Here is a 14,468-nt window from a genome sequence, read left to right on the forward strand (position 1 = left end):
GGGGCAGGGGCGTGCCGTCACGTGGACCGGTACCCGCGGCGCATGGGAGGAGTGGGGCGCTGAGGCCCGGTGCCGCGGATACCGGTCCGTTCCGGGGGGTGTGGGGGGTCGTTCCCCCACATGTGACCGGTCCGTTCCGGAGGGTGTGGGGGGTCGTCCCTCCACGAGGGACCCGTCCGTTCCGGGCGGGACGGGAGGTCGTCCCTCCCCATGGGGCCCGCCCGTTTCGGGGTGGGCAGGGGGGCGTCCTCCCGCAGGAGGCCGGTCCGCTCGCGCGTCCGCCGCGGACCGGGGGCGTGTCATCCCCTGTCCAGCGGCGGGTCCGGTATCGCATGTCCCTCAGGAAACCCCCTTACTGATTCCCCAGGCTGCACCCGCGGGCCCATACCGTCTGCGTCACCTGACACAGTGGGTCCCGCACCGGTCAAGTCCGCTGGTCACCGGTATGACCGCGTGGGCCGCCCGTCCGGGCGGGAACGGCGAGGGGGGTGCCGTCGCGCCCGCCGGAACGCGGGGTCAGAGGGTCAGCGGGCGAGGGCGTTGAGGAGGCGGTTCACGGGGCCCGAGAGGTTCCAGCGGTCGGCCAGCTCGACGAGCGCCTCGGGGTCGCGGGGCTCGGCGGGGAGCCGGTCGTCCAGCCCGGACAGCTCGGGCGCGTCGATGTCGGTGACGACGCGGACGACGGTCTCGGCGGAGGCCAGGTACTCCCGGGCGGCCTCCATCCGGCGGCGCGCCCCCGCCGGGAAGCCCTCGTCGGTGCCCGCGTCCAGCGCGGCGAGGATGCCCGCGACCGACCCGAACCGCGTAACCAGCGCCGCCGCGGTCTTGTCGCCGACGCCCGGCACGCCGGGCAGCCCGTCGCTGGGGTCGCCGCGCAGCGTCGCGTAGTCGCCGTAGGCGCGGCCGGGGATGCGGTACTTCTCCGCGACCTCCTTCTCGCCCATGATCTGGAGGTTCCGGATGCCGCGCGCGGTGTACAGGACGGCGACGGGCCCGGAGTCGTCGACGAGCTGGAACAGGTCCCGGTCGCCGGTCACGATGTCGACCGGGCCCCGGGCGGCGCCGCGCACGGCGAGCGTGCCGATGACGTCGTCCGCCTCGTACCCGGCGACGCCCGCGCTGGCCAGCCCGAACGCGGCGAGGACCGCGTCGATCACGGGGAGCTGCGCCTCCAGCGCGTCCGGCGTCTGGTCGCCGCCGTCGTCGGCGACCCGGTGCGCCTTGTAGGACGGCAGCGCCGCGACCCGGAACTCCGGCCGCCAGTCTGCGTCCATGCAGCACACGAGCCGGTCGGGGGAGCGGTCCTGGACGAGCCGCGCGATCATGTCGACGAGGCCGCGCACCGCGTTCACCGGCGTCCCGTCCGGGGCGGTGACCGACTCGGGCACCCCGAAGAAGGCGCGGAAGTACAACGACGGCGTGTCCAGCAGCATCAGCCCGCTCATGCGCCCCATCGTCGCACGCCGCTACGACGGTCCCGGGCGGCGCGGCGGCCCGGTCGCGCGGCGCGGCGGGCGGGCCGGGGCGGCGGCACGCCGGAGTTCTTGCGATCCTGGTGGTGTGTCCGAGGCGGTTGTCCAGTTTCGGACGGTATGCGGAACGTAATGAGACCAGGTCAGGGGAGGAGGGAGCGGTGGTCCGCGGCGCGATCGGCGCCGCGCGGGGCCGCCGCGACCGGCATGGAGACGGATGTGACGACGGAGTTGTATCCGCGTGAGCGCGTCGGACAGGTGCGGGAGGCCGCGGCGCGGGCGGGCCTCGGCGCCGTGCTGCTGACGCCCGGCCCGGACCTGCGCTATGTGACCGGGTACGACGCGCTGCCGCTGGAGCGGCTGACCTGCCTGGTGGTGCCCGCCGCCGGGGAGCCGTTCATGATGGTGCCGAGGCTGGAGCTGCCCGCCGCGCAGGCGTCCCCGGCCGGGCGGCTCGACGTCGAGCTCGTCCCGTGGGACGAGACCGACGACCCGTTCGCGCTCGCCGCCGCGCGGCTGCCGCGCGGCCTCGCGAAGGTGGGCGTGGCCGACCGGATGTGGGCGGTGATGGCGCTGCGGTTCCGCGCGGCGCTGCCGGGCGCCGAGCAGGTCGCGGCGGGCGCGGTGCTGCGGACCCTGCGGATCCGCAAGAGCGCCGCCGAGGTGGCGGCGCTGCGGGAGGCGGGCGCGGCGATCGACCGCGTCCACCGCCGCGTCCCCGGGCTCCTCAAGGCGGGCCGGACCGAGCACGAGGTCGCCCGCGACATCGCCGACGCGATCATCGCGGAGGGCCACTCGACCGTCGACTTCGTCATCGTCGGGTCGGGCCCGAACGGCGCGAACCCGCACGCCGAGCCGACCGACCGCGTCATCGGCCCCGGCGAGCCGGTCGTGGTCGACATCGGCGGGACGATGCCGAGCGGCTACTGCTCGGACTCCACCCGCAACTACTGCGTCGGCGAGCCCCCGGCCGCCTACCTGGAGTACTACCGGGTGCTGGAGGAGGCGCAGCGGGCGTCCTGCGCGGCGGTCCGTCCGGGGGCGACGCCCGAGGCGGTGGACGCGGCGGGCCGCGACATCATCGCGGCGGCCGGGTACGGGGAGCACTTCTTCCACCGCACCGGCCACGGCATCGGCCTGGAGACCCACGAGGACCCCTACATCGTCGCGGGCAACCGGGAGCCGCTGGAGCCCGGCATGGCGTTCTCGGTGGAGCCGGGCATCTACCCGGGGCCGCACGGCGCGCGCATCGAGGACATCGTCGTGTGCACCGAGGACGGCCACGAGCCGATGAACGTCACCGACCACGGCCTGGTGATCGCCGGCTGACCCCGGCCCGACCGGACAGGGCGACGCCCACGGCCCGTGCGGGGGCCGTGGGCGTCGCCTTGCGGAGCGGGCTACTCGCGGGTGGGCTACTTGCGGGTGGAGCTACTTGCGGAGCGTGTCGGTGACGGTGTCGGCCGGGGACGCGGCGCCCCCCGCGTCCGGGTGCCCGATCGCCAGGCCGCTGGCCGGGTCGAAGAAGTGCAGCCGCGTGGTGTCCACGGCCAGGTCGACCTGCTGGCCGGGGCGGACGTGCGAGCGCGAGTTGACGCGCGCCGTCCACAGCGCCCGGTTGTCGATCAGCGGGATCGCCTCGGTCTCGCCCTCGGCGGCGTCCTCGGCCAGGTCGGCGGTGTCCTTGTGCTCGACCGGCGGCGCGTCGATGGCGAAGATGACGTTGATCTCGCTGCCCAGCTCCTCGGTGACGCTGCTCTTGACGGACAGCGGCGCCCACGCGGAGTCGGCGTGCGCGGCGTCCTCGAAGTCCGACGGGCGGATGCCGAGGATCACGTTGCGGCCCACGTAGTTCTGGAGGCCCGGCTTGGCGGCGAGCACCGCGTCGGGCACCGGCAGCGAGAACCCGGCGAAGGCGATCCGCGCGCCGCCGTCGCCGCGGGTCAGCTCGGCGGAGACGAAGTTCATCGCCGGGGAGCCGATGAAGCCGGCCACGAACAGGTTGACCGGGTTGTCGAACAGCCGCTGCGGGGTGTCGACCTGCTGGAGCTTGCCCTCGCGCAGCACGCACACCCGCGAGCCGAGCGTCATCGCCTCGACCTGGTCGTGGGTGACGTAGACGGTGGTGACGCCGAGCCGGTCGTGGAGCTGGCTCAGCGACGCGCGCATGGACACGCGCAGCTTGGCGTCGAGGTTGGACAGCGGCTCGTCCATCAGGAACGCCTGCGGCTCGCGGACGATCGCGCGGCCCATCGCCACGCGCTGGCGCTGGCCGCCCGACAGCGCGGCGGGCTTGCGGCCGAGGTACTGCTCCAGGCCGAGCATCTTGGCGGCCTCGTGGACCTTCTTGCGGATCTCCGGCTTGGGCGTGCCGCGCAGCTTCAGGCCGAACGCGAGGTTCTGCTCGACGGTCATGTGCGGGTACAGCGCGTAGTTCTGGAAGACCATCGCGATGTCGCGGTCCTTCGGCGCGAGGTCGTTGACGACCTGGTCGCCGATCGAGATCTTGCCGCCGCTGATCTCCTCCAGCCCGGCGATCATCCGCAGCGCGGTCGACTTGCCGCAGCCGGACGGACCCACCAGGACCATGAACTCGCCGTCGCGGATCTCAAGGTCGAGGCCGTCCACGGCCTTGACGCCCCCCGCGTACACCTTGTCGACCCGGTCCAGCACGATCTTGGCCATCAGATCCTCCCGATGGAAACGTTTTCTATCCACCCTGTGGAACAGGGGATTCATGTCAGTCCTTGGAGTAAACATCATGGAATCGTTTCCAGGGCAGGGCGGGTCGTGAGAAGATGATCGGACGGTCGGGACGGGAGGGGGCGGAGCGGTGACGCAGCCGCGATCGGCGACGATCAAGGACGTGGCGGCCGCGGCCGGCGTCGGGATCGCCACGGTGTCGCGGGTGTTCTCGGGCGCGGGCTCGGTGAGCGCGGCGACCCGCGAGCGGGTGCTGGCGGCGGCCCGCGAGCTGGACTACCGGCCGAGCGCCCTCGGCCGCGGCCTGAAGCTGCGCCGCAGCGGCGGCATCGGCCTGATCGTCCCGGACGTGACCGACCCGTTCTGCGCGGAGCTGGTCGCGGGCGTGCTCGCCTGCGCCCGCACGCTCGGCGAGCACGTCATCGTGGACGCCGCGCACGGCGACCCCGCCCGCGAGGCCGAGATCCTCGACCGGCTCGTCGAGCAGCGGGTGGACGGCGTGATCGCGGTGCCCGCCGGGCGGGAGGCCGACTGGAGCGCCGCCGCCCGGGTGTGCTCCAGCGTCGTGTTCGCCGATCGAGTCCTGCCCGGCCTGCCGGACGTCCCCGCCGTGCTCGCCGACGACGCGGGCGGCGTCCGCTCGCTCGTGGAGTACCTGGTCGGGCTCGGCCACCGCACGATCGCCTTCCTCGGCGCCGCCGCGCCCGGCGTCCCGCGCGAGGAGCCGGGCACGCCGCTCGGGGTGCGCGAGCGGGCCTTCCGCGACACGCTGGCGCAGCTGCGCGTCCCCGTCGAGGAGGACCTGGTCGTCGCGGCGCGCCCGGCGGGCGACGCGGCCTACGCGGCGGCGGCGGGGCTGCTCCAGCGCCGCGCGGACGTGACCGCCGTCCTCGCCGCGGGGCACCTGATCGGCGAGGCGGCCGTGCTGGTCGCCCGCGAGCTGGACCTGCGGGTCCCCGCGGACGTGTCGATCGCGATGGTCGACGACGTCGCCTGGGCCGAGCTGTGCGACCCGCCGCTCACCGCGGTCGCCCGTCCCGCCCGCGACATCGGCTACCGGGCCTGCGAGCTGCTGCTGCGCGACCGGGCCCGGCGGGGGAGGGGAGGGCCGGTGCTGCTGCCGACCGAGCTGGTCGTGCGGGGGAGCTGCGGCCCGATCCGCACCGCCCGCGCCTCCGGCCGGGGGACGCCCCGCCTCTCCTGAGCTCCGTCTCTCCTGAACCCCGCCTCTCGTGAGCACCGCGCTCGCCGGGGGCCGGCGCGCGGGACGCCGATCTGTGATCTGAGGGCGCCCGGGGAGGGGGCCCGGCACGCTAGATTTCCGGCGTGGAGGAGATCGATCGTCAGATCATGGCGCTGCTGGCCGATGACGGGCGGATGAGCTTCACCGATCTGGCCAAGGAGACCGGCCTGTCGGTGTCGGCCGTGCACCAGCGTGTCCGGCGGTTGCAGAAGCGCGGCGTGATCAAGGGGTTCACCGCGCAGCTCGACCACGGGCAGGTCGGGCTGCCGCTGACCGCGTTCGTGTCGATCAAGCCGACCGACCCCGCCGCGCCCGACGACGCGCCCGAGCGGCTCGCCCATCTCACCGCGATCGAGGCGTGCCACTCGGTGGCGGGGGACGAGAGCTACATCCTCAAGGTCCGCGTCGCGTCCCCGAACGAGCTGGAGGAGCTGCTCCAGCTCATCCGCGCGGCGGCGAACGTCGCGACCCGCACGACGGTCGTGCTGAGCACCCCCTGGGAGGGCCGCCGCCCCCGCCTCTGAACGCCGGCCGTACCGAGGCCGGCCCGGATACCGGCCCGCACCTTACAACGTCAAGGCGGCGGGCCGGTACGTCTGCGAGCCGGTACGTTCCCGGGTCAGCCCTCCCTGGAGGCGACCCGGAAGGCGGCCCGGAAGGCGTCGTGGACGGCGGGCGGGGCGTCGAGCTGGTCGAGGCCGAGGAGCGCGGCGCCGAGCAGCGGGGGGTCCTCGGGGACGAGGAGGCGGGTGCGGGGGGCGACGTCGGCGTAGCGTTCGGCGACCGCGTCCATCAGCAGGGGGCGGCGGGCGCGCAGGATGCCGCCGCCGAGGACGACCTCGGCGGGGGAGTCCTGGAGCCCGAGGCGGCGCAGGATCACCGAGCCGAGCAGCGCGATCTCCTCGGCGAGCCGGAACACGACCTCGCGGGCGACCGGGTCGCCCGCCTCGGCGGTGTCCAGCAGCAGCGGCGCCAGGCCGGTGAGGTCCTCCCGGTCGAAGTCGCCGTGGTGCATGCCGATGCCGACGTCGATGGCGCGCTCGACGCCGTAGTGCGCGGCGACGGCGGCGGTGAGCGCGGTCTCGGGGCCCCGGCCGTCCTCGCCGCGGATGCCGTGCCACAGCGCCGCGCGGCCGAGCTCGCCGCCGCCGCCCCAGTCGCCGGTGTGGGGGCCGAGCGAGGGGAAGCGGGCGGTGCGGCCGTCGGGGGCGATGCCGGCGCAGTTGATGCCCGCGCCGCACACGACGGCGACGCCCCAGCCCGCGGTGGCGCCGCTGCCCAGCAGCGCGAGCGTGTCGTTGCCGACGCGGACGCTCGGCGCCGGGCCGCGCGCCAGCAGCAGCTTCTCCAGCCGCTCCTCCTCGGCGGGCAGGTCCACGTTCGCCATGTAGGCGGCGAGGTGCGCGACGTCGCCGCGGTCGACCCCGGCGCGCTCCACGACGGCGTCGATGACCCCGGCGAGCGACTCCAGCGCGACGTCGAACCCGGTGGTCTTCGGCCGGAAGCCCGGGCCGCGCGCGGTGGCGAGCAGCTCGCCGCCGGGCCCGGCGACCGCCGCGTCGATCTTGCTGTTGCCGCCGTCCACGGCGATGAGGACGCCGCCCGCCGGGCGGCCCGTCACTTCGCCCACGGCAGGTGCTCGCGATTGGCGGCGACGAGGTCGCCGGCGAGCCTCTCGGCGAGGTCGGCCTGCCCGACCAGGGGGTGGGCGAGCAGCGCCCGGGCGACGCGGTCGGTGCCGCCGCGCAGCGCCGCGTCCAGCGCCAGCTCCTCGTAGGCCGACACGTGCGCGACGAGCCCGGCGAACAGCGGCTCCAGCGGCGGGACGGGCAGCGGCTCCGGCCCGGCCGCGGTGATCCGCGCGGGTACCTCGATGACGGCGTCGTCGGCGAGGAAGGGCAGCGTGCCCTTGTTGCGGACGTTCACGACCTGGGTGTCGCCGCGCCCGGTGAGCAGGGACGCGGCCAGCTGCACGGCGGCCTCGGAGTAGAACGCGCCGCCGCGCTCCTCCAGCCGGGCCGGCTTGGTGTCGAGCGCGGGGTCGGCGTACATGTCGAGGAGGTCGCGTTCGAGGGCGGCGACCTCCTCGGCGCGGGAGCGGGCGCCGCGCAGCTCCTCCACGACCTGGTCGTGCCGGTAGAAGTAGCGCAGGTAGTAGGACGGGACGGCGCCGAGCCCGCGGATGAACGCGGCGGGCATGCTGGCGGCGCCCGCGAGGTCCTCGGCGTGCTCCTCCAGCAGCTTCGGCAGCACGTCGGCGCCGTCCACGTCGATCGAGCGGACCCAGGTGAGGTGGTTGAGCCCGGCGTGGCCGAGGGCGACCCGCTCGGGCGGGACGTCCAGGAGCTTCGCGGCGCGGCGCTGGACGCCGATCGCGACGTTGCACAGCCCGGCGGTGCGGTGGCCGGCGTCCAGCAGCGCGCGGGTGACGATGCCGACCGGGTTGGTGAAGTCGATGATCCACGCGTCGGGGGCGAGGGCGGTGACGCGCTCGGCGATGTCCAGGACGACCGGGACGGTCCGCAGCGCCTTGGCGAGCCCGCCCGCGCCGGTGGTCTCCTGGCCGACGCAGCCGCAGGCGAGCGGCAGCGTCTCGTCGACGTGCCGGGCCGCCTGCCCGCCGACGCGCAGCTGGAGCAGCACCACGGTCGCGCCGTCCACGGCCGCGTCGAGGTCGCCGGTGGTCACCACCGCGGCGGGGTGCCCGGCGCGGGCGAGCATGCGCCGGGCGAGCCCGCCGACCAGCTCCAGCCGCCGCGCGTCGGGGTCGGCGAGGACGAGCTCGGAGACCGGAAGGTTCGCGCGCATCCGCGCGAGCCCGTCCACCAGTTCGGGGGTGTAGGTGGACCCTCCCCCGATGACAGTCAGCTTCAACCCTTCACTCCCGTCAGAGTCACACCCTGGATGAACACGCGCTGGGCGAGCAGGAACACCACCAGCACGGGCATGATGGTCAGCAGCGTCGCCGCCATCGTGAGGTTCCATTCGACGTGGTGGGCGGCGCGGAACGTGGCCACGCCGATGGCGAGGGTCCAGTGCTCGGGCTTGGCGTACACGAGCGGCCCGTAGTAGTCGTTCCAGCAGTAGAAGAACTGGAACAGCGCGACCGCGGCGAGCGCGGGGCGCGCCATCGGCAGCACGACCCGCAGCATCGTCCGCAGCTCCCCGCAGCCGTCCACGCGCGCGGCGTCGGCGTACTCGCGGGGGATCGTGATGAGGAACTGGCGGAGCAGGAAGATGGAGAACGCGTCGCCGAACAGCTGCGGGATGATCAGCGGCCAGAGCGTCCCGGTGAGGTGGAAGCGCGACCACACGATGTAGAGCGGCACCATCGTCACCTGCGGCGGCAGCATCATCGCCGAGATCACGACGACGAGCGCGGCGTTGCGGCCGCGGAACCGGAAGCGGGCCAGCGCGTAGGCGACCGGGACGCTGGAGACCAGCATGAACGCCGTGGACAGCCCCGCGTACATGGTGCTGCTGAGCGTCCAGCGGACCATGTCGCCGGTGAACACGCGCCGGAAGTTCTCGAAGTGCCACTCGCGGGGCCAGATCTGGTCGCTGAGGGCCTGCTCGTCGCTCATCACGGCGGTGAGGAACATGAACACCAGCGGCGCCAGGAACATCACGGCGAGCGCGACGGCGATCGCGTGGGTGGCGAGCCACAGCAGCATCCGCCGGGACCGGGGCGCGCGCAGCCGCGCGACCCGCTGCCGGTGCGGCGAGGTGCCGGTGGCGGACGTGTCGGCGGTGGACGGGGCGGTGGTCATCCGGCCTCCTCTCCGGCGAAGGCGTTGAACTGCCGGAGCAGGACGAGCGTGAACGCCATCGCCACGACGAACATGACCAGCGCGAGCACGCACGCGTAGCCCATGTTGAACTGCCGGAACCCCTCGTCGTAGAGCCACTGCGGGAACGTCAGCGTCGACCCGCCGGGGTAGCCGGGCGCGAAGCTGGTGCCGGCGAGGTCGGCCTGCCCGGAGGCGACCTTGGCGGCCACCAGGGCCTGCGTGAAGTACTGGAGGGTCTGGATGACGCCGGTGACGGCGGAGAACGCCAGCACGGGCGAGACGGTCGGCAACGTGATGTGCCGGAACCGGGCCCAGGCGCCCGCGCCGTCGATCGCGGCGGCCTCGTACAGCGAGGTCGGGACGTTCAGCAGCGCCGCGAGCAGGATGATCATGACGTCGCCGACGGCCCACAGCCCGAGCAGGCCGAGGCCGGGCTTGGCCCAGGCGGAGTCGTTGAAGAAGTCGGGCAGCGACAGCCCGAGCCGGTCGGCGAGCACCGGGAACGGGCCGGTGCCGGGGTTCATCACGTACACGAACGCGACCGTCGCCGACACCGGCGGGATCAGGTAGGGCAGGTAGAACACCGACCGCAGCAGCGCGCCGCCCCGCTTGACGCGGGTGAGCAGCTGCGCGACGCCGAGGCCGAACACCACCCGCAGCGGCACGACGATCGCGACGAGCCACAGGGTGTTGCGCATCGCCGTCCAGGCGTCGTCGTCGTGCAGCAGGAACTTGTAGTTGTCGAACCCGACGTACTCCAGCGTGAACAGGTTGTAGCGGGTGAAGGAGAAGTAGACGGTGGCGGCGAGGGGGTAGGCGAAGAACATCCCGAACCCCACCAGCCAGGGCGACAGGAAGGCCAGCACGCGGAGCCTGCGGCGGCGGCGCGCGCGGGGTGCGGCGTGCGGGCGGCCGCCGGGTCCGGCGCGGCGCGCCGAGCCCCGGAAGCGGCCGCCGGAGGGGGCGCGCGGAGCGACGGAGGTCACCCTCAGCCCCCGGCCAGCTTCAGCGCCTCGTCGACCTTGCCGTCGAGGTCCTTGAGCGCCTGGTCGAGGTTGCCGACCTTCCCCGGCTCCCACTGGTCCTGGACGAACTGCTGGAACTTCACGACGTAGTCGTTGCCGTTGGGCGTCGGCGGGGTGGTGAAGGAGTTCGGGTTCCTGAAGACCTGGAGGAAGGTCTGGAACTGGGGCGGCAGCGTCAGCTGCGGCGAGCCGAGCGAGGTGATCGTGGTGGGGACGTTGCCGAGCGCGTTGGCGAAGGTGACCAGGGAGGTGGTGTCGGTGGTGAGGTACCGGACGAACTCCCAGGCGGCCTGGGCGTGCTTGGCGCCGCGCGGGATGCCGATGACGGTGCCGATGACGAAGCCGCCGCCGTAGCGCGCCTGCTGGTCGTCGGGGACGGGGGCGGGCGCGGTGCCGTAGTCGACGCTCGGCGCCTCCTCCTGCATGAACTTGGTGCGCCACTCGCCGTCGACGGCCATCGCGACCTTCCCCTTCTCGAAGGGGTTGGACGACTCGAACTCCTGGCCGAGCGAGCGCAGGAACTTCTTGACGTTGGCGTAGCCGTACCAGTCGATCAGGCTCTTGTTCCATTGCAGGTAGGCGCGGAAGGCGGGGTCGCCCGCGAAGTTGGCCTTCCCGGCGGGGGTGAGCCACTTCGCGCCCCACTGGCTGGCGAGGTGCTGCGCCTGGTGCTCGTAGTACTGGACGGACGGCAGGAACCCGGCGACGCGGATCGTCCCGTCCGGGTCGCGCTTGGTGAGCTTCTTGGCGAGCGCGGTCAGCTCGGTGAACGTCCGCGGCGGCTGCTCGCCCTTCATCAGCGCCTTGTTGTAGTAGAGGCCGTAGGTGTCGGCGAGCAGCGGCATCGCGCACCGGCGGCCCTTGTACTGCGTGTACTCCTGGACGACCTTCGGGAACTGGTTGAGGTCCAGCTTCGACTTGGAGATGTAGGGGTTGAGGTCCTGCCAGGCGGCGCTCTGGCACCACTGCCCGACGCTGTCGGTCGTGAACGAGGACACCACGTCGGGCGGGTTCCCGCCGCGGATGGCGTTGGAGATGCGCTCGTCGGTCTGGTCCTTGACCAGCTTGACGGTGATGTTGGGGTGGGTCTTGTTGAACCCGGCGACCGCCGACTCGAACGCCTTGACCTCGTGGGCGGCGCTCCAGCCGTGCCAGACCTCGATGGTCTGCTTCTCCCCGGCGTCCGGGCCGCTGCCGGACTGGTCGCCGCCGCCTCCGGCGGTGCAGGCGGCCGTGAGGCCGAGCGCCGCCGCGGCCAGGGCCGCCGCGAGACGGCGCGGTGTGGTGGTGGGCACTCCGGTTCTCCTTCGGGGGAGGGACGGCCGATGCCGCCGTCCGAGTGGGGCGGGGTCTAGGGGGCGGTGGTGGAGAAGACCTCCTCGCGGGTCTCCTGGAGTGCCTGCTGGAGCGCCCCGGCCAGGACGGGGTTGCCCTGGACGGAGCTGATCCGCACCTTCGGGCGCGGGATCGTCAGGCTGTGCAGGTGCTGCTCGACGCGGGCGCGCAGCGGCTCCCCGCCGGCGTGCAGGACGTCGCCGGTGAGGACGACGAGGGCGGGGTCGAGGACGCCGACGACCGTGGCGAGCGTGACGCCGAGCCGGGAGGCCAGCTCGGTCAGGGCGCGTTCGGCGCGGGCGCCCGCGTCGGAGGCGGTGCGGGTCCCGGTCGGGGTGGCGCCGACGGTGGCGGCGGCACGGCGCAGGACGGCGGCGGCGTCGCGGCCGCGGAAGCCGTGCTCGCGCAGCAGCCGCAGCACCGCCACGCCGCCGGTGAGGCTGTGCACGCCGCCGGTGTGGGTGCGGCGCACGTCGCGCATCAGCGGCGCGCCGACGGCGGGCATGTAGCCGATCTCGCCCGCGCCGCCGGTCGCGCCGCGGTGCAGGGCGCCGTTGAGGACGACGGCCATCCCGACGCCGTCGGCGACCCACAGCAGCACGAAGTCGCCCGCGCCGGCGGCGCGCCCGCCCGCCAGCTCGGCGAGCGCGGCCAGGTTCACGTCGTTCTCGATCGCGACGGGCACGCCGAGGCCCGCGGTCAGCGTCCCGACCAGGTCGGGGATGTGCCAGCCGGGGATGTGCGCGGCGTAGCCGAGGCGGCCGGTGCCCGGGTCGACGGCGCCCTGGATGCCGACCACGGCGCGGTCGAGGCCCGCGCGGGTCAGGCCCGCGTCCTTGGCGGCGCCGTCCAGCGCCTCGCCCATCCGCGCCACCACGTCGACCCGGGTGCGGCCGGGGGTCTCCAGCGTGTGCGCGCCGACGAGGTTCCCGGCCAGGTCGGCGACGGACACGCTGATCCGGGCGGGGGTGACGTCGGCCCCGGCGACGTGCGCGGCGGCGGCGTTGAGCCGGTACAGCCCGGCGGTGCGGCCGGGCAGGCCCGCGCGCGTCCCGTCGCGGACGACCAGCCCCGCCTCCTCCAGCCGCGTCAGCAGCTGCGACGCGGTGGGCTTGGAGATCCCGATCAGCTCCGACAGCTCCGGCCGGGTCAGCGGACCCCGCGCGAGCAGGGCCTCCAGCGCGGCGCGGTCGTTGATGGCGCGCAGCAGACTGGGCGTTCCCGGGACCGGTGCGGGCACGGTACTCCCTCCGAGTTAGGAAGGTTTCCTAACTCGGAGGAGAAAGTAAGGAGTACTTCCGGGGACGTCAAGACCCCGGGCCGGGAGCGGACGCGCGGCGGGAGGCCGCGCGGTGGCCCCTCCCGGCGGGCGGCGGCCCCCGGAGAAAGCGGAACCAATTCACCGGCAATGGGATGTTCGGACGCGCCGCGCGGCGAATATGGACCTCGTTTCCAAACGCGGGCCGGCGACATTTCTGCGGCCACTTCCCCCGACGCCCGTTGTTGCGCTTCCGTTCGCTGAACAGGACAATTATGGTTAACGGTAAGTAGCGCGGAGGTCATTCTCCGTTAAGATCCCTTATCGCGAAATGACCGAACGGCTGCCTAGTTTTGCCGTGGTCGTCATCGGCGGCCGTCTCTCCTTCGAGCCCCACCTCGGCCAGAGAGGTCTCGCCCATGGAACGTCGTTCTCCTTCCCCGACGCCGATCGCCGGCGCGGGCGCGCTCGCCTTCTCCGGAAGCCTGTGGCGGGGGGCGGCCCACGCCGTCCCGGCCCGGCCCGACCCCGCACCCCCCTACGGTCCGCTCCGGCCCGCCGACGCCCACGGCATCGCGTTGCCGGCGGGCTTCACCAGCCGGATCGTCGCCCGGTCCCGGCAGACCGTGACCGGCACGGCCTTCACCTGGCACGACGCCCCGGACGGCGGCGCGTGCTTCGCCGACGGCACGGGCTGGATCTATGTGTCCAACTCCGAGGTCGGGTCCGGGGGCGGCGGCGCGTCGGCGCTGCGCTTCGGGCCCGCGGGCACCGTCACCTCGGCGTACCCGATCCTGGCGGGCACCAGCCGCAACTGCGCCGGAGGCGCCACGCCCTGGAGCACCTGGTTGTCGTGCGAGGAGACCGCCACCGGGCACGTCTGGGAGACCAGCCCGTGGGGCGTCCCCGCCGTCCGCCGCGAGGCGATGGGGCGGTTCAACCACGAGGCCGCGGCGGCCGACCCGGTCCGCGGGGCCGTCTACCTCACCGAGGACGAGCCCGACGGCGGGTTCTACCGCTTCGTCCCGGCCGTCTGGGGCGACCTGTCCGCCGGGACGCTCCAGGTCCTCAAGGCGGGCGCCGCGACGTCCGGGCCGGTCCCCTGTGGGGGGACGACCCCCCACGCCCCCCGGAACGAACCGTTCACCTGGGGCACCGTCCCCGACCCGGGCGGCTCGCCCGTCCCGACCCGCCGGCAGGTGCCCGGGATGAAGGTGTTCGACGGCGGGGAGGGCTGCCACTACGCCGGCGACACCGTCTGGTTCACCACCAAGGGCGACGGCCGCGTCTGGCGGGTGGACCTGCTCGGCGGCACCTACGGGCTCGCCTACGCCGACGACCTGCGCGTCCCGGGCCCGGGCGCGCTGACCGGGGCGGAGGCCATGACCGGGTGCGCCGCGGGCGACCTGTACGTCGCCGAGGACGGCGGCGCCATGGAGATCCGCGTGATCACCCCGGACGGCGGGATCTCGGTGTTCCTGCGGGTGGACGGCCAGAGCGGCTCGGAGCTGTGCGGCCCCGCGTTCAACCCCGCCGGGGACCGGATGTACTTCTCCTCCCAGCGCGGCACGAGCGGGTCGTCCTCGGGCGGCATCACCTACGAGGTGCGCGGGCCGTTCCGCCGCTGACGGCGTTTGCGCC

12 protein-coding genes are annotated in these 14,468 nt (G+C 74.0%); 4 read left to right on the forward strand and 8 right to left on the reverse strand.

Annotated features, from left to right (window positions below):
- Positions 1–524: 524 nt before the first annotated feature.
- On the reverse strand, positions 525–1,445 hold the full coding sequence (locus K2F47_RS34545; protein ID WP_242910365.1) for a 5'-3' exonuclease: 921 nt from the start codon (positions 1,443–1,445) through the stop codon (positions 525–527).
- 246 nt (positions 1,446–1,691) lie between these two features.
- Here K2F47_RS34545 and K2F47_RS34550 point away from each other — a divergent pair, with 246 nt between their 5' ends.
- On the forward strand, positions 1,692–2,801 hold the full coding sequence (locus tag K2F47_RS34550; RefSeq protein WP_242910367.1) for a M24 family metallopeptidase: 1,110 nt from the start codon (positions 1,692–1,694) through the stop codon (positions 2,799–2,801).
- Positions 2,802–2,903: 102 nt separating this feature from the next.
- Here the strand turns inward: K2F47_RS34550 and K2F47_RS34555 are convergent, their stop codons facing one another.
- Positions 2,904–4,157: an ABC transporter ATP-binding protein gene (locus tag K2F47_RS34555; RefSeq protein ID WP_242910368.1), complete on the reverse strand. Its 1,254-nt coding sequence runs from the start codon at positions 4,155–4,157 to the stop codon at positions 2,904–2,906.
- A gap of 148 nt (positions 4,158–4,305) precedes the next feature.
- On the opposite strand from K2F47_RS34555, the gene K2F47_RS34560 reads away from it, so the two are divergent.
- Entirely contained in the window at positions 4,306–5,379 is a 1,074-nt protein-coding gene (locus K2F47_RS34560) for a LacI family DNA-binding transcriptional regulator (protein WP_242910369.1), read from the forward strand.
- A 122-nt stretch (positions 5,380–5,501) separates the two neighbouring features.
- On the forward strand, positions 5,502–5,942 hold the full coding sequence (locus K2F47_RS34565) for an Lrp/AsnC family transcriptional regulator (RefSeq protein WP_242910370.1): 441 nt from the start codon (positions 5,502–5,504) through the stop codon (positions 5,940–5,942).
- 95 nt (positions 5,943–6,037) lie between these two features.
- On the opposite strand, the gene K2F47_RS34570 is transcribed toward K2F47_RS34565, so the two are convergent.
- Genes K2F47_RS34570 through K2F47_RS34595 form a run of 6 tightly spaced genes read right to left on the reverse strand, consistent with a single transcriptional unit; the run spans position 6,038 to position 12,809 of the window.
- Positions 6,038–7,048: an N-acetylglucosamine kinase gene (locus tag K2F47_RS34570; protein ID WP_242910371.1), complete on the reverse strand. Its 1,011-nt coding sequence runs from the start codon at positions 7,046–7,048 to the stop codon at positions 6,038–6,040.
- A complete protein-coding gene (locus K2F47_RS34575) occupies positions 7,036–8,292 on the reverse strand; it encodes a 6-phospho-beta-glucosidase (protein WP_242910372.1) in 1,257 nt (418 codons plus the stop codon). The genes K2F47_RS34570 and K2F47_RS34575 overlap by 13 nt, the downstream gene beginning before the upstream one ends.
- Positions 8,289–9,188 carry a carbohydrate ABC transporter permease gene (locus tag K2F47_RS34580; RefSeq protein WP_242910373.1) on the reverse strand — a complete coding sequence of 300 codons (900 nt, stop codon included), beginning with the start codon at positions 9,186–9,188 and terminating at the stop codon, positions 8,289–8,291. Before K2F47_RS34580 ends, K2F47_RS34575 begins: the two co-directional genes overlap by 4 nt.
- A complete protein-coding gene (locus K2F47_RS34585) occupies positions 9,185–10,195 on the reverse strand; it encodes a carbohydrate ABC transporter permease (protein ID WP_242910374.1) in 1,011 nt (336 codons plus the stop codon). Before K2F47_RS34585 ends, K2F47_RS34580 begins: the two co-directional genes overlap by 4 nt.
- A 2-nt stretch (positions 10,196–10,197) precedes the next feature.
- The gene (locus K2F47_RS34590) at positions 10,198–11,529 is read right to left on the reverse strand and encodes an ABC transporter substrate-binding protein (protein WP_242910376.1); all 1,332 of its coding nucleotides are present in this window, start codon (positions 11,527–11,529) and stop codon (positions 10,198–10,200) included.
- A 56-nt stretch (positions 11,530–11,585) separates the two neighbouring features.
- Positions 11,586–12,809 (reverse strand): ROK family transcriptional regulator, encoded by a 1,224-nt coding sequence (locus tag K2F47_RS34595; RefSeq protein WP_242910377.1) that lies wholly within the window; start codon positions 12,807–12,809, stop codon positions 11,586–11,588.
- Positions 12,810–13,246: 437 nt separating this feature from the next.
- Here K2F47_RS34595 and K2F47_RS34600 point away from each other — a divergent pair, with 437 nt between their 5' ends.
- Positions 13,247–14,455: an alkaline phosphatase PhoX gene (locus K2F47_RS34600; protein WP_242910378.1), complete on the forward strand. Its 1,209-nt coding sequence runs from the start codon at positions 13,247–13,249 to the stop codon at positions 14,453–14,455.
- Positions 14,456–14,468: the final 13 nt, after the last annotated feature.

The organism is Actinomadura terrae, assembly GCF_022751215.1.
Classification (GTDB): domain Bacteria; phylum Actinomycetota; class Actinomycetes; order Streptosporangiales; family Streptosporangiaceae; genus Spirillospora; species Spirillospora terrae.